The following is a 21,072-nucleotide window of genomic DNA, read 5'->3' as shown; positions in this document are numbered from 1 at the left end:
AATTTTGAGTCGTGTTGGTGGCGACTCCTGGTCGATCTATAGTGAAACTTCCACTAAGAACACAAACGTCCTGTTTGCAAGGTGGAAGTCACGAGATCATGTCGAAGTAAATCATGCGCTTGCGAGTACTCGGCGCAGAATAGTCGAAGAAACTTAGGAATTTAGTTTATGTGGTAGGCGTCGACAGGGCTGTTATGAGAAAAGCGCGTGTCTCGTGAACCGCTGTGATACAGCGAAAATTCCTCATTATAAAGCGAAAATGGTGCTCGATACAGCGAAAATTCCGCATGATACAGCGAAAACATGCTCATATTCAGCGAAACCATCGCTTGATACAGCGAAAATCTCTACACTTACAGCGAAACTAAACCATGCACCAAAAGCGGATCACAATATCAACAACGTAATAGACCAGTGTTAAATTCGTTAAAAGAAAGGATGGAGGCGTGTGTCGGAATTAAAAGGTGGTTTGGTGATTTTAAAGGAAATGGTCGGTTTTTTGCCTAATTCAGAACGCAAAATTGCCGATTATATGATTCAGCATCCTGAAGAAGCGATTCAAATGACAGCAGCATCATTAGGTAAGGCTAGTCAAACAAGTAGTGCGGCTGTGATTCGTATGTGTAAATCAATTGGTTTTAAAAGTTTTCAAGAATTAAAATTACGCGTTGCAGGTGATCTTCAGCAAGGTAATGGCTCAACGGATTACCGTGACATTAAGCCGAATGAAGATACCGCGAGTGTCATTGATACCGTAACCGCTAATACGATTCAAACGATTAAGGAGTCCGTTGATGTTTTAGACAAACAAGAACTGGAGCGTGCAGTACAAGCGATTATCAATGCGGATTCGATTACATTTGTAGGCTTTGGGGCGTCATATATTGCCGCTAGTGATGCCGCGCAGAAATTTGTAAGGATTAATAAGCATGTGCATTCATTTTCAGATTTACATATGGCTGCAACAACGGTCGCGAACAAAGACAAGCACGACGTCGTGGTTGGTTTATCGTTCTCAGGTGAGACAGCAGAAGTAGCTAAGGTCCTCGGATTAGCTAGTCAGAAAGGGATTCAGACGATAAGTGTCACGAAATATGGAAAGTCAAAAGTGGCTGATCAAGCGGATATTAACCTGCACACTTCAGCCGCACGCGAAGCGACATTTCGTAGTGGAGCAACCTCATCTCGTATGGCGCAACTACATGTCATTGATATGTTATTTATGAGCTTAGCCGCGCAACAATATGAGCAGTCTGTGCAATACATCGACGAAACGCGTGAAGCGATTTCGTATATTAAAAGAGACTTATAAATATTTAATGGCGATATAAGCTTTTAACGCATCGTCAAATTTTCTAATGTCTAAATGAGTTAAGTCATTAAACTTATCGATGCGTTTTTGTACGGTGTTTCGATGCATGTAATGCGTTTTAGCAACTGATGATACATTAAGCTGATGCTCAATAACCGCTTCAATTGTTTCAAGAAGAGGCTCGTCATCAATAGCATCTCGTAAAATACTTTGTTTGAAAAAATGTTGATCTGTTCGATCTAATGAATCAGTTAGAAAAGGTAATAAGGCATCATTTTGTTTCAATACGACTTGTTTGTTGTCATGGAATAAGGTAGGGACTATGCGTTTTAACCACTGATAGATATTCGGCCCTTCTTGAAGGTTGTCGTGCACATCAGATTGAAAGATCATCATTTTAAAGTCCAAGTCATTCGATAAGACATCAATGACGTCATGGAAATCTAACGGTTCTTCGCCATTGCCTAATAACTCGAGCGCAATGGTGATACCTTGTTGGTTGAATAAGATAATTAAAGTTTTGTTTAAAACGTCCTCAATAGCTGGCAAGGCATCAGCCACTTGTTTAAAGGCAATGAACCGAAAATGATCTGGTGATGATGGGTGGTCAGGTCGCACGTTTTCGAAATATTGTTGCCAAATGTGATGGTCATACGGTTCCTCTTCGGCTAAAGCTTTAACCAACTGATAAGCTTCATCGCTGATATCCTCGTTAGGAATACCGTATAAAATACCGTTTATGTAAAAAGTCACATAATCCGAATCTGTTTCTTGTAAACTCGTTAAATTAGGGTAAATGACCTTAAGTCGTTCTAGCACAAACCTCACTCCAAATCGTTAATGCGTCTATTATAGCATGCATTCTAAATTCATGTGACAGTGTGTTGTTGAATCCATTTTGTCGATATTCAACAACTTTTATTTTCATATATCTGAAATAATATTTCAAAAATAAAAGACTTTATTGACACAAGTAATTAATGAGGTTATAATAATTATAAATTTTCAGTCAATTGTCACAACTCTGAAAGCGCTTTATTAAAACAATGGTAAGGGAATGGGCTACATGGAATTATCGTCATTAATAACTGAACAGCGAAACCCTCATAGCATGAATCTTGACCAGCAAAATACATATGACATTTTGAAAACGATTCATCAAGAGGATGCTAAAATTCATCAAGCAATCGAAAATGTATTACCAATCATCGACCAAGTCGTGGAAGCCGTTTACCAACGATTGTTGCGAGGAGGTCGATTGATATATGTAGGAGCTGGAACGAGTGGTCGCTTAGGCTACTTAGACTCATCAGAATGCCAGCCGACGTTTATGACACCGCCTGAAATGGTGCAAACAATCATGGCTGGAGGAGTCGACGCTTTTTTCCAAGCGTCAGAAGGCTCAGAAGATCAAGGGAGTCAGGGTAAAGAAGACATTGCGGTTAAAGATCTTGGCCCTTTAGATGTCGTCATAGGCATTACAGCAAGTGGCCGGACACCTTATCCGATTGGTGCCGTCAAACATGCAAAAGAACAAGGTGCATTTACAGTAGCGCTCACATGTAATGAAGGTTCAGAAATAGGCCAGATTACAGACCGAGCTATTGATGTGGTTGTCGGACCTGAAGTGTTAACTGGTTCGACAAGAATGAAAGCGGCGACAGCTCATAAAATGATTCTAAACATGATTAGTACAACAACAATGGTCAAACTGGGTAAAGTTTATGAAAACTTAATGGTCGACGTGCAAGCGAATAACGTGAAATTACGCGACCGGGCGAAACGGATCATTATGGATATTGCTGAAGTCACCTATGAAGTAGCGGAAGAAACATTGGCCACAACAAATAATCATGTCAAGCCAGCCATTGTCATGTTAAAAGGCGAGGTTGATTATGAAACAGCTAACCGAGCATTAGATGAAAGTGATGGCTATGTGCGAGAGGCTATTCAATTAGCGAAACAATGATTAGTGGATGAAGTCGCATCTTAAATAAATATTTCAGATGCGTTTCAAATAATAATATTAATCACAAGGGGGAGAACCAAGTGAATGGATTGTTGAAAAAGCAATTTGGACTTGTGTTAATGCTGATGCTTCTAGCGATGCTCATGTACGCATGTGCGCCAGATGAAGCACCAGTAGGAGATGATGGTTCCTCAGATGAAGAGGAGTCTTCGGGTGATGAAAGCAGCAGCGAAGACAGTGGCAGCGAAGGGTCATCTGACGGCGAAATTAGTGGTGAATTAGAAATCCAATATTTCGTTGGTGGTTATGGTGATTCTTGGTGGAAAGAAGTAATTTCTGACTTCGAAGAGGAATATCCAGATGTTAGCGTCACACAACACGCTGGCCCGAATATTAACGAAGAAATGCGTTCGCGTTGGGTTTCTGGCGATCCACCTGATGTCGTATATATTGATGGTGCAGGATCTAGTGAAACTCAAATGGTTGAGGACGAACAGCTCATGAACTTAACTGAATGGGCTGAAGGGATTGAGCTTGAAGATGGTTCTTCATTAGTTGATAGTTTTATAGCTGAACCGTCGAAATATGACGGCGAACTTTACAGCTTACCATTAGTTTTCGACGCATGGGGAACTTGGTATGACATGAACCGTTTTGAAGAGAACGGTTATGAAGTCCCTAAAGGTTTTGATAGTTTCATGAGCACAATGGGTGAAATTCAGGAAAACGAAGACATCGAACCGTTTGTTACGACAGGTCAACACCCATATTACTTCTCGCGCGGTATGTTGTACCCTGCCTTTGCAGCACATGGTGGTAATGAGCTTTTAGCTGATATCGTCCAAGGTAAAGAAGGTGCTTGGGAAACGGATGCAGCTAAAGAAGTCATGAGTAATGTTCAAGAAATGGTTGATGCAGGTTATGTTGACTCTGGCTTAGGTGCACTTAACCATACGCAGTCTCAAATGAACTTCTTACTTGGTGACAATGCCTTTATTCCAGTTGGTTTCTGGTTACCAAATGAGATGGAAGGTGACAAACCAGAAGATCTAGAGTATGGTTTTATACCATCTCCAATGAACCCAGAAGATGAACCAATGGCGATTGTTCCAGACTTAAGACCACTTGCAATTGCTGAGGAAGCTGATAATCCAGAAGCAGCTAAAGCATTTGTTGAGTTTGTCTTTACACGCGAATATGCGCAGTTATTCTCTGAGCATACAGGTGCGATTATGAACTTAGAAGGTGTAGACTTAGCGAATAATGAAAATGTTCCTGAATATTTAATTCAAGCGAACGAAATGATTAACGATCCTGAGCAAGTTGAGATCTTCTATAAACCGCATCCAATGAGTGCTGACCTTGAAACACCAATCAGTGACTCGCTCGTATCATTATTACTCGGTAACATAACAGCAGAAGAATTTATTCAAGAAGCTGAAGATGCAGCGGCTGATTACCGAGAAGGACAGGAATAACAAATTGTATGGAATGTAGCCTCGCTACATTCCATACAATTTCTACATAACGAAGATCAGGCTCTTTTCAACCTGGAGATGGTGACGTCGTCAATCTTCTTTAAACATAACAACATAAACTGAAGAAAAGAGTGATAAGCATGGTTCAAACGAAAAAACAAAAATACTTATTTCTAGCGTTTTGTCTAGTTCCGACCTTTATTATGTTTAGCATTTTTACATTATATCCGTTATTTAGTGGCTTATATTATTCTTTCTTTGAATGGTCAGGAGCATCAAATACTCGTGAATTCGTAGGTTTTGATAACTACATTGAATTATTTAATGATGAGGTCATTCCTGCAACGATTTGGCATGACTATTTTCTAGTCGCAACCAAAGTCATTGGGATTATGATTATGGCATTGTTTATTGCCGTTGCCTTAACCCAATTGAAGATTAAAGAAGCGCCGTTTTATCGCATTGTCTTCTTCTTCCCGAATATCATGTCAGTCGTAGTAATCGGTATTCTATGGATGTTCATTTATAACCCGAGTTTAGGGTTAGTGAACTCTGGTTTAGAGGTGATTGGTTTAGAAGAATGGACCAGGCCATGGCTCGGTAGTGAAACATGGGCGTTGCCGAGTTTAGTACTTCCTTCGATTTGGGCAGGAATTGGCTTATTTATGTTACTGCTTATGGGCGGTATTTCTAACATATCGAAGAGCTATTATGAAGCGGCCAAGATTGATGGGGCTAATGAATGGCAACAATTTTGGAAAGTAACTTTACCGTTGATTTGGCCACAAATAAAAATATCAATCTTATATATTGTGATCACCACATTAAACGGGTCATTTATCATTGTACAGGTTATGACTGGCGGTGGACCAAACAACTCCACACACGTGATGGGTTCATATTTATACCAACAAGCCTTCACGCAGTATAACTTCGGTTACGGGGCAACCATTGGTGTTATGATTCTCGTTCTATCACTGATTACCGTTGTTCTATTACAGTTACTATTAAGAAAAGAAAGAGTAGAGTACTAGGGGGGAGACAATCGTGAAACGTACCGTTGGTGAAAAACTAGTACGAAGTGGAATCCGTTTGCCCTTGATCTTATGGTCATTGGCCGTCTTATATCCGATATTTTGGATGTTCTTAGGGGCGTTTAAAAGTAACGCAGAGATTTATGCGAATCCCTGGGGCTTTCCTGAGGAGTTTAGTTTCAGTAATTTCGTCACAGCTTGGACAGAGTATAATATTGATACGAGTATATTCAATAGTTTCCTCGTTACAGCACTCGGTGCCGCGTTATGTCTCGTCTTAGCTGTCCCGACAGCTTATGCATTAGAAAGAATTCGCTTTAAAGGCAGTCAGATGCTTTTTACATTGTATATTTCAGCGATGATGATTCCAATGGTATTAGGTTGGATCCCATTATTCTTCCTATTAGCGCAGTTTAACATGCTTGATAGTATTATTGGATTGTCAGTCGTTTATGCGATGTCACAACTTCCATTTACTATTTTCGTCTTAACAAGTTTCATGGGCACCATCCCGAAATCTCTCGAAGAATCAGCTTCGATTGATGGCATGTCCCCGTACGGAATCTTGTGGAAGATCGTGACGCCATTAACGATGTCAGGGATCATTACGGTCACGATTATGAACGCGATTCAGTTTTGGAACGAATACTTTATGGCCCTAATCTTCCTGCAATCAAGCGAGAAGTATACACTTGCCTTGGCAATTGACTTCATCAGTAATGAAGCGCAGTATACGAACGCATGGGGCGTACTATTTGCCAGTCTCGTCTTTGCGATTCTTCCAGTCATCATTTTATATTCGATTTTCCAACGTCGAATTACAAAAGGTATGACAGAAGGTGCGATTAAGGGTTAAAAGTTAAGCATGAGAGATAATATCGCCGTATCACACAGCTTTTTCGCTGTATGAAAACTAAAAAGCGCCGTATAAAGAGAAATTTCGCTGTATCACATCAATATTTCGCCGTATCATCACCAAAAAGCGCCGTATCTATTAAATTTTGATTACTGATAAAAAGACCCCGTCTAACTCATTTGGAATTGAGTAGGCGGGGTTTATTTAGATAATCCCTTGCATTCTTAAGACAACTTTGGTAATCAACGTTGAGCCGAGCACAGTACCAAGTGATACAAATGAATCATCGGCAATCGTACGCCAGCCAAGCTTTATGAAGTCAGTCCATGAGCGGCCAATCGTGATGCTTATTTATTTTATAAAACAAAATACAATACACAAATGGTTAAGTAGCAGACGAACCACAGTGTTAAAGCAAAAAGCAGGTTGCTGCGCGGCCCGACTGCGACTGGATTGCTGTTAGCTAAGCCAGATAACAGTAAGTTGAGCCCAGAGAATGGTGAACCAATCACTGACACCATCCAATTGGCTAGCAATCCAAAGCTTAAAAGTAAATGATCATCAGCAAAAATCGGTGAAGCACTAAGTGTAATGGCTAACGCTGTCATCGTAATAATCGGATGCACACCAATAAATGATAAAACATTAACAATGATCAGCAGAACAGGAATCAGCACTAAGATATGCGAAATACCGAAGAAATTAATAAAATCAATAATCCATTCACTAGCTCCTGCGCTTAAAATAGCCGCACCGAATGCACCCGCTGCAATAAATAATGACAGCTCATTGCCCATTGCTGGGAGGCGTTCTTGCGTAAATTGGCCGTAACTTTTGATTAAGTCGCGAGGACGTTCATAGACGAGCCCCCAACCGACAGACATGACGATCGCAATGAGCGGGATGATGGTTAAAACGGATAGATCAACCATATATTCAATCGTCATGATTAATGCCGTCAGACAAAGGATGATGACGAGCAATTCTATTAATTTTCTTTTTGCTTCTTTAACTGAGATTGTTTCGTCTGTAGTCGATTGATTGATTTCAATTGGCATGGAATGTTTTCGTTCAAATAAAACACCAAGAAAAATACCAATGATTGCCATGGATAATCCAATTGGGAAAATTTGAATCCAACTAACGTCAAAATAAGATAAAATTAAAGCAACAGAAATGAAGTACGGTGACCACATGAAAGCCATCGCGAAACCGCGTCCAAGTGCTCGGGCACGAATCATTCGATAAGGTTGATACGACGCCGTGTCAGTCAACTGATACATAATCGGAACCGTTCCTAGATTCATGACTGATCCAACGCCCATGAGTGCTATTTTGACAAAGGAATACAGCTGGCCAGTTGTTTTAATGTAGTGATTGAACACGGTTTCTAAATATTCTAAGTAACGTCCCCGTTTAATCGGGATGGATAATAACGGGACAAAAATGAAAATCGCTAAAACAGAGACGTTAGTATTTAAGCCGAGAAACATCTCCCATAAACCGTCGCCAAATATAAAAATTAGAAAGGCTGAACCTAGTAACGCGCTTATTAAGATGAAAGGAATCCGTTTTAAATAGGGCATGTATGTAATGATGGTCGTTAGTGCAAATAAGCTGACGAGAATATTAACCCAATCAGCTTGGACAAATTCGGATAATAAATAGGTAGACCCCATTAATAAGGTTGAGAGTGGGCGGATTATGGTTCGATTCATCATGCTGCTCCTTTCTGAAAGCTTTTGAAGTAATCTAATAAATTCCTTATTTTATTTGATTATTTTATAGGGTTATTTCATAAGTCGTTCAATTTATTTAATAAATTCGAGCAATTATTTAAAAACTTTAAGTGCTCACTACTGACTATTTTAGCGGAAGTAGGCGAGATTCGCATCTATTCGACATAAAAAAAGTCAGCGCTATGAACGCTGACAAGTGATTTAACTGCCGAAAAAGAAGTCAAAGACGTTACCGGCAGCAGATGCTTTCTTGTTATAAAACTCGGAGTAGCCACAATTCTTACAGAAAACGACTTCAAACTTATTGCTTTGAACATCAAAAACTTTTGAAAGGGCGCCTCCTGTCATTGAAACTGTTTTGCTGTCTGCATCTCGGCTTCCGCATTTAAGGCAACCATTTTCCATTTTCACCACTCCTTAATTGTGATAATTTTATTTTAAAGCAATATTCTATCTTTTGAAACCGTTTACTAGTAAACTAGATAAAGGAAAAGGGAATGGACTTAGGAGGAGACAACCATGACAAAACGAAAAGTAATCTTAGACTGTGATCCGGGCCATGATGATGCGATTTCAATGATTTTGGCCAATGCAAACGAGAATATTGAAATTGAAGCCGTAACAGCAGTAGCAGGCAACGTTGAAGTGGATAAAACAGCGTTAAATGCCCGTCGTGTCTGCGATATTATTGGTTTAGATGTGGCGGTTGCAGAAGGCTCTAATCGTCCGATGGTTAGAGAAACACAAATCGCGGAATCGATTCATGGGGATTCAGGCTTAGACGGCCCAAATTTACCTGATGTTCCAAAAACACCAGTGCACGACCAGCATGCGGTTGATTTGATCATCGAAAAAGTGCTTGAATCAAATGGTGATATCACACTTGTGCCGACCGGGCCACTGACGAATATCGCGATGGCTATGGTCAAAGAGCCCAAGATCGTGCCGAAGATTCAAGAGATTGTCTTAATGGGTGGCGGCACGTTCGGTAATTGGACGCCGGCAGCCGAATTTAATATCTGGGTCGATGCTGAAGCGGCAAAAGTGGTGTATGAAAGTGGTGTTCCGATTGCGATGTTTGGGCTCGATGTGACTCACCAAGCTCAGGCGACGGATGCAACAATCGACCGTTTTTCAAAAGTCGGCAATAACGTATCTGAGTTTGTCGTTGAGTTGTTGCGATTCTTCAAGCAAACCTATAAAGATGTATTTGGCTTCGATGGCGCGCCGATCCATGATGCGTGTACAGTTGCTTACTTAATTGATCCATCGATTTTCGATACAGTCGATGTTCGAGTTGATATCGAAACCAAAGGTGAATTTGCGTATGGTATGACATGCGTCGATCTATTAGGTGTAACAGGTGAAAAGCCGAACGTAAAATTTGCACAAGGATTAGATCAAAATCGTTTCTGGAACTTACTAGAAGATGCGCTAAAATCCTATAGCTAGTCGATCGAACGAGCCGTTTTAAGCGGCTCGTTTTCCTTTCTGCTATTAAATTTGAGATTGTTGGTCGAATTAATGAAATAATTGTACCGAATTATTTCATTAATACGTGAAGTTATTTAATAAATAGACAAAACATGCAAAAAATCAACCGAATGAATTTTCTTATAATTTACTTTGTTATACAATATGATTAGCGTAAAGAAATAGAAGGGGGATGGTTGTGTGCCGAAGGGGGATTGGCGTTTTCGCATAGCGCACCGTGAAGCACTCATTGGTGTGGCGTTAGCGGCCTTTAATATCATCTGGTGGTACGGCTTTGCTTATACACTTGGTTCAAAGCCACCTGAAGAGTACACATACATACTAGGATTTCCGGCATGGTTTTTTTGGAGTTGTATCGTTGGGCTAGTTGTCATGATTAGTCTTGTTTATCTCGTCGTTAAATTTGTGCTTAAAGATATGCCGTTTGACGAGGAAGGGCGGGATGATTTATGAACTGGCAAGTCCTGATTCCGCTCTTATTATTATTAGCCGTCATTTTTATGATTGGCATTTGGTCGAATCGAAAACTTAATCAATCATCGTCTTTTATCAGCGATTATTTCCTTGGTAGTCGCGAACTTGGTGGCTTGGTACTCGCGATGACGATGGCAGCGACTTATGGTAGTGCTTCTAGTTTTCTTGGTGGACCAGGTGCTGCCTACACGATTGGTTTAGGTTGGGTGCTTCTTGCGATGACCCAAGTGGCGACTGGGTACTTTATTTTGCTTGTTTTGGGCAAAAAATTCGCCATCGTCACACGACGTTTTCAATCGGTTACGCTGATTGATTTCTTAAAAACGCGTTATCAGAGCTCAACCGTCGTCATTATTTCAGCTCTTAGTATTGTGATCTTTTTATTTTCGGCGATGGCTGCTCAGTGGATCGGTGGCGCGCATTTAATTCAGTCGATTACAGGCTTGTCGTATTTAGGCGCACTCTTTTTATTCGCAGTAGCCGTTTTAGTTTACGTTATCATTGGTGGATTCCGTGCGGTTGCTGTAACAGATGCTACACAAGGGATTATCATGTTCGTCGGTACATTTATTTTATTGATTGCTGTTGTCATGGCAGGTGGCGGTATTCCGAGTATCATGAATGATCTGACGACGATTAATCCTAATTTAGTCACGCCATTTGGGCATGATGGTCAGTTAAACGCCGCCTATGTAACGTCGTTTTGGATTTTAGTTGGTGTTGGTGTCGTTGGGCTTCCGCAAGTAGCCGTTCGGGCGATGTCGTATCGTGATGCTCGGTCGATGCACCGTGCATTGATGATCGGGACAGTCGTTGTCGGGGTAATTATGCTTAATATGCACTTAATCGGTGTTTACGCGCGTCCAGTTTTACCGGGTATTGAAGTCGCGGACCAAGTGATTCCCATGATTGCACTCGAAACACTTCCACCTTGGGTTGCTGGAATCGTGTTGGCTGCACCACTAGCTGCAATGATGTCGACAGTTGATTCTTTATTATTGCTCGTAAGTTCATCGGTTGTAAAAGATGTCTACATCAATTACTTCCGGCCACAAGCGTCAAGGAGTCATGTTAAAAAGGTCAGTATCGGATTCACGGCTTTCTTAGGCATTATCGTTTTCTTATTATCGATTAATCCACCTGATCTACTGATCTATTTGAACTTATTTGCTTTTGGTGGCTTGGAAGCAGCATTCATTTGGCCGATTATTTTCGGACTTTATTGGAAATACGCGAATAAACATGGTGCGATTGCTTCTATGTTAGTTGGTATTGTTTCATATATAGCGATTTATCAGTACAACGCAACGTATGGTGACTTATTAGGCGTTCACGCGGTAACCATACCTGTCGTGTTGTCTTGTATAGCTTTTGTAGGTGTTAGTTTATTGTTCAAACAAAAACCGTATTATTTTGAGGAGGCATTATCATGACAAAGGTTCCAAATGATCTCGTCGCAACATTTTCAATTGTCGGTCGCGATCCTGAAACAGGAGAGCTCGGCATCGCCGTTCAGTCAAAATTTTTAGGTGTCGGTGCTGTGGTCCCATGGGCTGAAGCAGGAGTAGGTGCTATCGCTACGCAATCGATGGCTAACACAGCATATGGCCCAGAAGGATTGGCTTTGTTAAAAGAAGGGAAGTCAGCGCAGGAAGCTCTCGATGAATTAACATCTAAAGATCCTGATCAAGCGATGCGCCAAGCCGCGATTATTGATGCAAATGGTGGTGTCGCAACGTTTACGGGTGACGGCTGCTACGATTGGGCTGGTGGCAAAACCGGCGATAATTATAGCGCACAAGGCAATATTTTGGTAAGTGAAGAGACCGTTACTGCAATGGGGCGTGGCTTTGAAGAAAAGGCAGGCGAACCATTAGCTGAACGATTGCTACATGCATTGAAAGAAGGTCAAAATGCTGGCGGTGACAGTCGTGGCAAACAATCAGCAGCATTATTTGTTGTGAAAGAAAAAGGTGGTTATGGCGGCTATAATGACCGTATGGTCGATGTCCGTGTCGATGACCATGTCACGCCGATTAAAGAATTGGAACGTATTTTCCGCTTACATCAATTGTATTTCACTCGTACCAATGAAGAAGATATTGTCGACATTGATGATGATTTACGCGAACAAATCGTTCGTCGTCTTACCCAGTTAAATTATTTACACGACGCAACAGATGTCACGGACCGAACTTTTTATGATGCCCTTGCAAGTTACATTCATAATGAAAACTTTGAAGAACGCAAACAACCTGAAGGTAAAATTGATTATAAGTTGTACCAGTATTTAATGTTAGAGAAATAAATGAACCTGCACGCCTAAATATTAGGTGTGCAGGTTTTTGTATGGATCTTTTCCATCGAGTATTGGTGTCTTACCAACGAGGAAGTGTCATTTTCCATCGAGTTTTGCAAAATATCATCAACTTCACAAAATTATTGCCCGGGAAATAAGTCGATTTCCCAAATATAAAATCAGATTTTGGTGGATGCTGAAGAAGATCGTGAAGTTTCGTATAAAAAAGACGTTATGATTAACAGATTGGAAGTTAATCATGCTACACTAAGACTAAGATACTTGACGTTTGGAGGAAATGTGATGCGTTTTGTAAGTTTTGAATACAATCAACAATATTTATGGGGAATTGAAGCGGATGACGGCATCTATTATTCTGAAAAGTTATTAAGCATTTTTCCGACACTAGATGCTGTCATCGAAAATTATGATGAGCTCAATATTAATGAAGAAATTAATCAACATATCTCACGTCATGATGTGACTTTGCTTGCACCGTTCCGTCCAAAGAAAAACATCATGTGTATTGGTAAAAACTACCGTGAACATGCATTAGAAGTGACTAATCAGGATGTTTCGCAAATTCCTGATCACCCCGTCATTTTCACCAAATCACCAGGTGCGGTTATAGGGCCAAATACTCCTGTCGATGCACATCAGCAAACAACGTCGCAATTAGATTATGAAGGCGAATTAGCCGTGGTTATTGGAAAGCAAGGTAAAAATATTACAGAAGCTGACGCGTTAGATTATGTGTTTGGTTATACGTTGTTAAATGATATCACCGCCCGTGATTTGCAAAAGAAACATCAACAATTTTTCCGTGGTAAATCGCTCGATACATTTGCGCCGTTTGGTCCATCAATTGTAACGCCTGATGAAATAGATGATGCTCATAACCTTGCATTGCAAACTTATGTTAATGATGAATTACGCCAAGATGGGCACACATCACAAATGATCTTCGATGTGCGCCATTTAATTGCAACTTTATCAGATGGGATGTCACTAGAGCCAGGTGATGTGATTGCCACGGGGACGCCGAGTGGTGTAGGGAAAGGATTTAATCCTCCGAAATTTTTAAATCCAGGTGATTCAGTAAGAATTGAGGTTGAACAGATTGGTCAACTCGTCAATTCAATTGTGTAACTACCATCCGAATTGGTTGAGTTTTTGATAATAATTAATGAGAAAATCATAGAAAACTTGCTCAGATGGTGCGACTTCACGGTGTTTAGGTCGCACCATACCAATAGTGCGGGTCATATTGGGTTCAACTATATTTAAGATCACCGTGTCTTGGTTCCGACGTTCTTGTAGTGAAATTTCTGGGAGCAAACTAACTCCTAATCCAGCAGCCACGAGACCTTTAATCGTATCGATATCCTCACCTTCAAATGCAGCTCGAGGCTCAAAGCCAACTTGCCGACACGCATTCACCACTAAATCTCTCATAATATAGCCTTGGCGAAACAACACAAACGGTTCGTGTCGTAATTGATCTAATCGCAAATGCTCATAATTTGCGAAAGGATGCGTCTTTGGTAAAACCGCCTGAATATTTTCCGTGAAAAAGATATCCCCTTTTACTTCAGCATGATTGAGTGGCACAGGAGATGTGAACGCTAAATCAATTTGTCCAACTTTTACGGCTTCGATTAACTCATGGACTGTCCCTTGTTGAAGTTGAAAGCCAATTTGCGGATGTTCTTTTCGAAAGGCCGCAATCACTTTCGGCAAAGTTTTAGCCGCTAAGCTGGTCGGAAAACCGAGACGAATCGTACCTGATTCAGGGTTTAAAAACTCGCGCACGTCACGTTCCGCATTTTCAATCTCTGTCATCGCTAACTTAATTCGTTCAAGGAAAACTTCTCCAACAGGGGTTAATCGAATTTTCCGACCGCCACGAATAAAAAGATCAACACCAAGCTCTTCTTCTAAGTTCGCCACTTGTCGACTCACTGCTGATTGGGCGACATGTAATTCCGCTGCAGCTTCACTTACATGTTCTAATTCGGCCACTTGTATAAAATATTTTAGTTGTCGTAACTCCATATCTATCAACCTTTGTAAGCGCTTTATCTCAATTTGCGATCGTTTTGATCGAATATATATATTGAAAGCATAACAGAAAAGCACTATGATAGAAATAACATTCTTCTGAAAATTTTTACGACCGAAAGATGAGGTGACACGATGATTCAAACAGGTTATCCAGCTAAACAAGGTCTTTATAACCCGCGCGAAGAACATGATGCGTGTGGAATTGGCTTTGTGGCACAAATAGACGGTGTTTCGACTCATCAGATGATAAATGATTCGATTACGATTTTGAAACGGTTAGATCATAGAGGGGGCCGTGGTGCCGATGGTCATACAGGTGACGGCGCCGGCTTAATGCTTGAAATTCCTGATGAATTATATCGTCAACAATGGAATGAAATGCTACCTGAAAAAGGTAATTATGCGGTTGGGATGGTTTTCTTACCGCAGGATGATACGAAGCGTGAAGCGGTTAAAACGATGTTCAATGATGTCGTGGAAAAAGAAGGTCATCATGTGATTGCTTGGCGTGATGTTCCGGTCGATTCGAGTGTTATTTCGGAAAGTGCAAGTCATAATCAACCTTATATAGAACAAATTTTTATAAGAAAGTCTGACGAAACGGGGCGTGAAATTTACTTTGAACGAGACTTATACCTGATTCGTCGGATTATTGAAAAGCAAATTGAAGCAGATGAAACATTACAAGATGGACCATTTTATATTGCGAGTTTATCGCCGCGGACGATTGTGTACAAAGGGATGCTTGCGCCAGAGCAACTTGAGACGTTTTATTTAGATTTGTCAGATGATCGTGCCAAGACATCATTCGGTCTGGTGCACTCTCGTTATAGTACCAATACTTTCCCGTCATGGGAGCGAGCTCATCCGAACCGTATGTTGATGCATAACGGTGAAATTAATACGATTACAGGTAATGTGAATTGGATGAAAGCGCGCGAAACGGCAGCAACATCGCATGTTTATCGTCAACGTCATAAAGATTTGCTACCTGTCATTGATGAATCATCGAGTGATAGTGGAATGCTCGATCAAGCGTTTGAATATTTCGTTATGAACGGCCGGTCACTTCCAGAAACAGCGATGATGATGGTGCCAGAAGCATGGGACTTAAACGATGACATGAGTGATCCTGAGCGTGCATGCTATGAGTATTTAAGCTGTCTCATGGAGCCGTGGGATGGTCCGACAGCGATTGCTTATACAGATGGTCGCCAAATTGGGGCGTCGATTGACCGTAATGGACTGCGCCCTGCGCGTTATTATATAACGGATGATAATCGGATTGTCTATTCTTCTGAAGTTGGCGTACTAGATATTGAGCCTGACCGCATTGTCGAAAAAGGTAAGCTCGGTCCAGGTCAAATGATTTTAATAGATTTAGAGAATCATAAAGTGAGTTATAGTGATGAAGTTAAGCGTGAATTAGCGGAGAAACGTCCTTACCGCCAGTGGCTTAATGACTCATTAGTTCAATTGAGTGGTTTGCCGATGGGGCGCCAAGATGAAGAGATCGATGAAACAGAATTGCTTCATTTCCAATTGGCTAATGGTTATACGAAAGAAGAAATGATGAAAAATTTAATGCCAATGGTCACGGAAAAACGTGATCCGATTGGCTCGATGGGGAATGATACGCCGCTTGCTGTTTTATCCGAACAGCCACAACTATTATTTAATTATTTCAAACAGTTATTTGCCCAAGTAACGAATCCGCCGATCGATGCGATTCGTGAGAAACTAGTTACATCGACTACGTCTTATTTAGGGCCCAAACACAATGTGCTTGACGATGGACCGGAGCACTGTAAGCGAATTCGTTTGTATACACCGATTTTAAAGAAAGCGGAATTCGATGCGGTCATTCATAACTCCCGCAGTGATTTCCGATTTGAAAAAGTATCGATTTGTTATCCAGTTGAAAAAGGGGCTAAAGGATTAGAGCCTGCGCTGGATCAATTGTTTAAACGCGTTGAACGGGCGATAAATCAAGGTGTTTCGATGATTACGCTGTCTGACCGTGGTCAATCAGCTGAACAAATCGCAATTCCGTCATTATTAGCAGTGAGTGGTTTGCATCACTATCTTGTTGAAAAAGGACTACGGACGAAAGCAAGTCTAATCGTTGAAACAGCTGAAGCGAGAGATGTCCACCAGTTTTCGACATTGATCGGATTTGGTGCGGATATGATTTATCCGTATTTAGCTTATCGTTCGATTGAAAAGCTAATTGACGATCAATATATCGATGATTTATCAGTTCATGAAGCATTTGATCGTTACCGTGATGCTGCGACATCAGGTATCGTGAAAGTGATGTCGAAAATGGGCATTGCGACGATTCAAAGTTATCGTGGTGCACAAATATTTGAAGCGATTGGTTTAAGCGAAGACGTAATGGAGAAGTATTTCCGTGGGTCAGCCTCGAAACTCGGTGGCATTGATTTAGAGACGATCGCCGCAGAAAGTCTGACACGTCATCGCATGGCCTATCCATTAACACGGAAGACACTACCTTCGGGTGGCGATATGCAGTGGCGTAGTGACGGTGAACATCATGCGTTTAACCCGAAAACGATTCATACGTTGCAACACGCGGCTCGGATGAATGATGCTAAAAGCTATCAACAGTTTACTGAATTAATCGAAGAAGAAAAAGTGACATTTTTACGCGATTTAATTGAAATTAACGATGAAGGTCGTGACGCAATTCCGCTAGAAGAAGTAGAACCAGTCGAACAGATTTTTAAACGGTTTAAAACTGGTGCTATGTCTTACGGCGCTTTGAGTCAAGAAGCGCATGAGATTTTAGCGATTGCGATGAACCGAATTGGTGGTCGAAGTAATAGTGGTGAAGGTGGGGAAGACCCGGATCGTTTTACACCTGATGAAAATGGTGATTTACGACGGAGCGCGATTAAACAGATCGCTTCAGGTCGCTTTGGCGTTACGAGTTACTATTTAAGTAACGCTGATGAACTGCAGATCAAAATGGCACAAGGGGCGAAGCCAGGTGAAGGGGGCCACTTGCCAGGGAAGAAAGTTCACCCTTGGATTGCGAATGTCCGTAAATCAACGCCAGGTGTCGGTTTGATTTCACCGCCGCCACACCATGATATTTATTCCATTGAGGACTTAGCGCAATTAATTTATGACTTGAAGAAGTCGAATACGAATGCGCGGGTTAACGTGAAGCTCGTTTCGAAAACAGGTGTTGGAACGATTGCGGCAGGTGTTGCCAAAGGTAAAGCTGACGTCATTTTAATTAGTGGTTATGAAGGCGGTACAGGGGCTTCACCAAAAACAAGTATCCGTCACGCTGGTTTGCCGTGGGAGCTCGGTTTAGCGGAAGCGCATCAAACCTTGGTGTTAAACAATTTGCGTGAAAAAGTCCGTTTAGAAACGGATGGTAAATTAATGACAGGGAAAGACGTCGTGAAAGCGGCATTGCTAGGTGCAGAAGAATATGGTTTCTCAACAGCACCTATGGTTGTGCTCGGCTGTATTTTAATGCGAGCTTGTCATTTAGATACGTGTCCAGTTGGTATTGCGACTCAGGATCCTGATTTGCGTAAGAAATTTAACGGGCAAGCAGATCATGTCGTCAATTATATGACCTTTATTGCTGAGGAAATGCGCGAAATCATGGCGCAACTAGGTATTCATTCACTAGATGAAATGATTGGTCGTACTGACTTATTGAAAGTTCATCCACGTAAAGCGTCGCATCATAAAGCGAAACAGCTAGATTTAGATCCATTATTGCAACATTCAGATGATGCTTGGCTTAAACAGGAACGCCCTACGATTAGCCAGTATGATGAAGTGCACATTGATCGAACTGAAATTATGCCGAACGTTCAAGCAAGTCTGGATCATCAAGAACAAACGATTCTTGAATTACCAATATCCAATACAGATCGGACAGTTGGAACAGAGTTAGGTCATGAAGTCACGAAACGCTATGGTGAAGTAGGCTTACCAGATCATACGATTAATCTCAATTTCACAGGTTCAGCTGGTCAAAGTTTTGGAGCCTTTTTACCGAAAGGCATTACGATGAGCGTGACTGGTGACGCGAATGATTACGTTGGTAAAGGATTGTCAGGCGGTAAGATTGCCATTACGCCTCATAACCCACCTTCTGTTCATCGCATGGCCGAAACCATTATTGGTAACGTGACATTCTTTGGTGCAACAGGTGGCGAAGCCTATATTAACGGAGCAGCAGGTGAGCGTTTTGCGGTTAGAAATAGTGGTGTTCAAGCTGTTGTCGAAGGTGTTGGCGATAATGGTTGTGAATATATGACAGGTGGCCGTGTTGCTATTTTAGGTGAGATTGGTAAAAACTTTGCGGCAGGTATGTCTGGTGGAATAGCTTATATTTGGAATTCAGACATGGAAGAGATTAAAGCGAAGTCCAATCATGAGATGGTCTTATTTGAAACAGTAACTGAGGCGGAAGAACAAGACGAATTGAAAGTCATGCTTGAAAATCATCTCGCAATGACTGGAAGTAAACGAGCGAAGTATTTACTTAATCATTGGGATGAAGCCGTTCAGCAATTCGTTAAAGTCATTCCTGAAGAATATAAAGAGAAATTACGTCAAGAACGTGAAGAAAAAACCGATACAGTTGTGCAATAACGAGTGTGAGGAGGTGTTTAGTTGAGTTATTTACGCGGATTTATGGAGTTTTCAAGACAAGATCAAGCAGCCCGTGACCCAATTGAGCGAATCAAAGATTGGGAAGAATATACTATTCGATTAGCCGAAGATGAATTGCAAAAACAAGGGGCGCGTTGTATGGATTGTGGAACGCCATTTTGCCATACAGGCGTTAGTTTTAATCAATCGGATATTGGGTGTCCTGTTAATAACTTCATCCCAGAGTGGAATGAGTTAGTCAGTGAAGGTGACTGGCAGCATGCGTTTGAACGCTTGAAAGAAACAAATAACTTTCCTGAGTTCACTGGACGTGTTTGCCCTGCTCCTTGTGAAGGGTCATGTACATTAGCGATTAATGATGATCCAGTCGCAATAAAAACAATCGAGAATGAAATCATTGAACGTGGTTTTGAAAATGGTTGGGAACAAGCGAACCCGCCTGAAGTACGAACAGGGAAGCATGTTGCGATTGTTGGTTCAGGTCCTGCAGGTTTAGCAGCGGCTGATCAATTGAACCAACAAGGACATACAGTCACGGTCTATGAACGAGATGACCGTGCAGGCGGCTTGTTGATGTACGGTATTCCGAATATGAAATTGGATAAAGAAACGGTTGAGCGTCGTGTGGCATTACTTGAAGCTGAAGGCGTTACATTTGTTTGTAATACATCAGTCGGTGAAGATATCACACGCGAACAATTAAAAGCGGATTACGATGCCGTTATTCTATGCACTGGTTCGCAACAACACCGTGATGTCCCAGCTGATAATCGTGATAGCCAGGGCATCCATTTCGCGATGGACTATTTAAAAGACTCGACTAAAGCATTAGAAACGGATCCAGATCAAGCATCGATTCATGCACGCGGAAAAAATGTCATCGTCATCGGTGGGGGAGACACAGGTGCAGATTGTGTGGCAACAGCTTTACGTCAAGAATGTAACCGTGTTGTTCAATTTGGTAAGCACCCTGCAAACCCTGAAGAACGTGACGATGATAACCCGTGGCCGTTATTCCCAATGACGTTTAAGTTAAATTATGGTTACGAGGAATCGGTCGAGGCTTATGACGAAGATCCGCGTCAGTATGAAATTTTAACGAAAGCGTTTGATACGGATGAAGCGGGAAATGTTAAATCGTTACGAACGGTTCGTGTGGAAAAGGTCGAAGAAAAAGGTCGATTAGTCACAAAAGAACTTCCAGGAACAGAAGAAGTGTGGGAAGCCGATTTAGTCTTTGTGGCAATCGGATTTACAGGGCCAGAACGCGAAGTGCTTGATCATTTTGGTTTAGAACTTGATGAGCGTGGCCGTATTTGGACTGTCGATGGCACTAATGATTACCGCACAAGTGACGAACATGTCTTTGCGGCAGGTGATGCGAGACGTGGTCAAAGCTTAGTGGTTTGGGCCATTCGAGAGGGTCGAGAAGTTGCTGAGCAAGTGGGCGACTATCTAACAATTGAAAGAGAACAATTAACGAGCTGATAGCCTACTTTGGGTTATCAGCTTTTTTTGAATTTCAAGTATGGAAAAGCGTCTGCTGATAGTGGATCGTAATATCAACAATAGACGTTAATAAGTAGCTGCAAAAAAGTACGATTTTCAAAACTTATGTGCTAAACTCAATTTGACAAGGGTATTATAATGATGAACATAGAAGGATAGTAATAAACGGAGGTGGA

The 21,072-nt window shown here is 41.4% G+C and carries 17 protein-coding genes; 13 read left to right on the top strand and 4 right to left on the bottom strand.

From position 1 onward, the window contains the following. Positions 1-214: 214 nt before the first annotated feature. Positions 215-421, top strand: a complete 207-nt coding sequence (locus ACKXGF_RS11975; protein WP_411953943.1) for a hypothetical protein — start codon at positions 215-217, stop codon at positions 419-421. A 27-nt stretch (positions 422-448) separates the two neighbouring features. After that, on the top strand, positions 449-1,312 hold the full coding sequence (locus ACKXGF_RS11970) for an SIS domain-containing protein (RefSeq protein WP_167262560.1): 864 nt from the start codon (positions 449-451) through the stop codon (positions 1,310-1,312). Here ACKXGF_RS11970 and ACKXGF_RS11965 read toward each other — a convergent pair. Then, on the bottom strand, positions 1,307-2,131 hold the full coding sequence (locus ACKXGF_RS11965) for a helix-turn-helix domain-containing protein (protein WP_411953942.1): 825 nt from the start codon (positions 2,129-2,131) through the stop codon (positions 1,307-1,309). The genes ACKXGF_RS11970 and ACKXGF_RS11965 overlap by 6 nt on opposite strands. Positions 2,132-2,378: 247 nt before the next feature. Between ACKXGF_RS11965 and murQ the strand changes: the two genes are divergently transcribed. The 4 genes from murQ (at position 2,379) to ACKXGF_RS11945 (ending at position 6,649) form a co-directional block, all read left to right on the top strand. Continuing rightward, complete coding sequence (gene murQ, locus ACKXGF_RS11960; RefSeq protein ID WP_411953941.1) at positions 2,379-3,281, top strand: N-acetylmuramic acid 6-phosphate etherase; 903 nt, start codon at positions 2,379-2,381, stop codon at positions 3,279-3,281. Positions 3,282-3,400: 119 nt separating this feature from the next. Further along, positions 3,401-4,759 carry an ABC transporter substrate-binding protein gene (locus ACKXGF_RS11955; RefSeq protein WP_411955586.1) on the top strand — a complete coding sequence of 453 codons (1,359 nt, stop codon included), beginning with the start codon at positions 3,401-3,403 and terminating at the stop codon, positions 4,757-4,759. Positions 4,760-4,899: 140 nt separating this feature from the next. After that, positions 4,900-5,793 (top strand): carbohydrate ABC transporter permease, encoded by an 894-nt coding sequence (locus ACKXGF_RS11950; RefSeq protein ID WP_411953940.1) that lies wholly within the window; start codon positions 4,900-4,902, stop codon positions 5,791-5,793. Positions 5,794-5,806: 13 nt separating this feature from the next. Next, positions 5,807-6,649, top strand: coding sequence for an ABC transporter permease subunit (locus ACKXGF_RS11945; RefSeq protein WP_167262564.1), 843 nt, complete (start codon positions 5,807-5,809; stop codon positions 6,647-6,649). A gap of 356 nt (positions 6,650-7,005) precedes the next feature. On the opposite strand, the gene ACKXGF_RS11940 is transcribed toward ACKXGF_RS11945, so the two are convergent. Further along, positions 7,006-8,367: a hypothetical protein gene (locus ACKXGF_RS11940; RefSeq protein WP_411953939.1), complete on the bottom strand. Its 1,362-nt coding sequence runs from the start codon at positions 8,365-8,367 to the stop codon at positions 7,006-7,008. A 222-nt stretch (positions 8,368-8,589) separates the two neighbouring features. Continuing rightward, positions 8,590-8,793, bottom strand: a complete 204-nt coding sequence (locus ACKXGF_RS11935) for a zinc ribbon domain-containing protein (protein ID WP_411953938.1) — start codon at positions 8,791-8,793, stop codon at positions 8,590-8,592. A 114-nt stretch (positions 8,794-8,907) separates the two neighbouring features. Here ACKXGF_RS11935 and ACKXGF_RS11930 point away from each other — a divergent pair, with 114 nt between their 5' ends. The 5 genes from ACKXGF_RS11930 to ACKXGF_RS11910 all read left to right on the top strand — a co-directional run bounded on the left by ACKXGF_RS11930 (position 8,908) and on the right by ACKXGF_RS11910 (position 13,804). Further along, positions 8,908-9,840, top strand: coding sequence for a nucleoside hydrolase (locus ACKXGF_RS11930; protein ID WP_411953937.1), 933 nt, complete (start codon positions 8,908-8,910; stop codon positions 9,838-9,840). 222 nt (positions 9,841-10,062) lie between these two features. Continuing rightward, positions 10,063-10,335 (top strand): YhdT family protein, encoded by a 273-nt coding sequence (locus ACKXGF_RS11925; RefSeq protein WP_411953936.1) that lies wholly within the window; start codon positions 10,063-10,065, stop codon positions 10,333-10,335. Then, positions 10,332-11,789, top strand: a complete 1,458-nt coding sequence (panF, locus tag ACKXGF_RS11920; RefSeq protein WP_411953935.1) for a sodium/pantothenate symporter — start codon at positions 10,332-10,334, stop codon at positions 11,787-11,789. Before ACKXGF_RS11925 ends, panF begins: the two co-directional genes overlap by 4 nt. Further along, positions 11,786-12,664 (top strand): DUF1028 domain-containing protein, encoded by an 879-nt coding sequence (locus ACKXGF_RS11915; protein WP_411953934.1) that lies wholly within the window; start codon positions 11,786-11,788, stop codon positions 12,662-12,664. The genes panF and ACKXGF_RS11915 overlap by 4 nt, the downstream gene beginning before the upstream one ends. Positions 12,665-12,958: 294 nt before the next feature. Next, complete coding sequence (locus ACKXGF_RS11910; protein ID WP_411953933.1) at positions 12,959-13,804, top strand: fumarylacetoacetate hydrolase family protein; 846 nt, start codon at positions 12,959-12,961, stop codon at positions 13,802-13,804. Here the strand turns inward: ACKXGF_RS11910 and ACKXGF_RS11905 are convergent, their stop codons facing one another. Further along, positions 13,805-14,710: a LysR family transcriptional regulator gene (locus ACKXGF_RS11905; RefSeq protein ID WP_411953932.1), complete on the bottom strand. Its 906-nt coding sequence runs from the start codon at positions 14,708-14,710 to the stop codon at positions 13,805-13,807. It lies immediately after the preceding gene. Positions 14,711-14,851: 141 nt separating this feature from the next. On the opposite strand from ACKXGF_RS11905, the gene gltB reads away from it, so the two are divergent. Then, positions 14,852-19,366, top strand: coding sequence for a glutamate synthase large subunit (gene gltB, locus ACKXGF_RS11900; RefSeq protein WP_411953931.1), 4,515 nt, complete (start codon positions 14,852-14,854; stop codon positions 19,364-19,366). A 21-nt stretch (positions 19,367-19,387) separates the two neighbouring features. Continuing rightward, positions 19,388-20,875: a glutamate synthase subunit beta gene (locus ACKXGF_RS11895; RefSeq protein WP_411953930.1), complete on the top strand. Its 1,488-nt coding sequence runs from the start codon at positions 19,388-19,390 to the stop codon at positions 20,873-20,875. Positions 20,876-21,072: the final 197 nt, after the last annotated feature.

Origin of the sequence: Alkalibacillus sp. S2W, from assembly GCF_046764385.1 — a bacterium.
Classification (GTDB): Bacteria; Bacillota; Bacilli; order Bacillales; family Alkalibacillaceae; genus Alkalibacillus; species Alkalibacillus almallahensis.
This window is presented reverse-complemented; position numbering and strand designations above follow the sequence as displayed.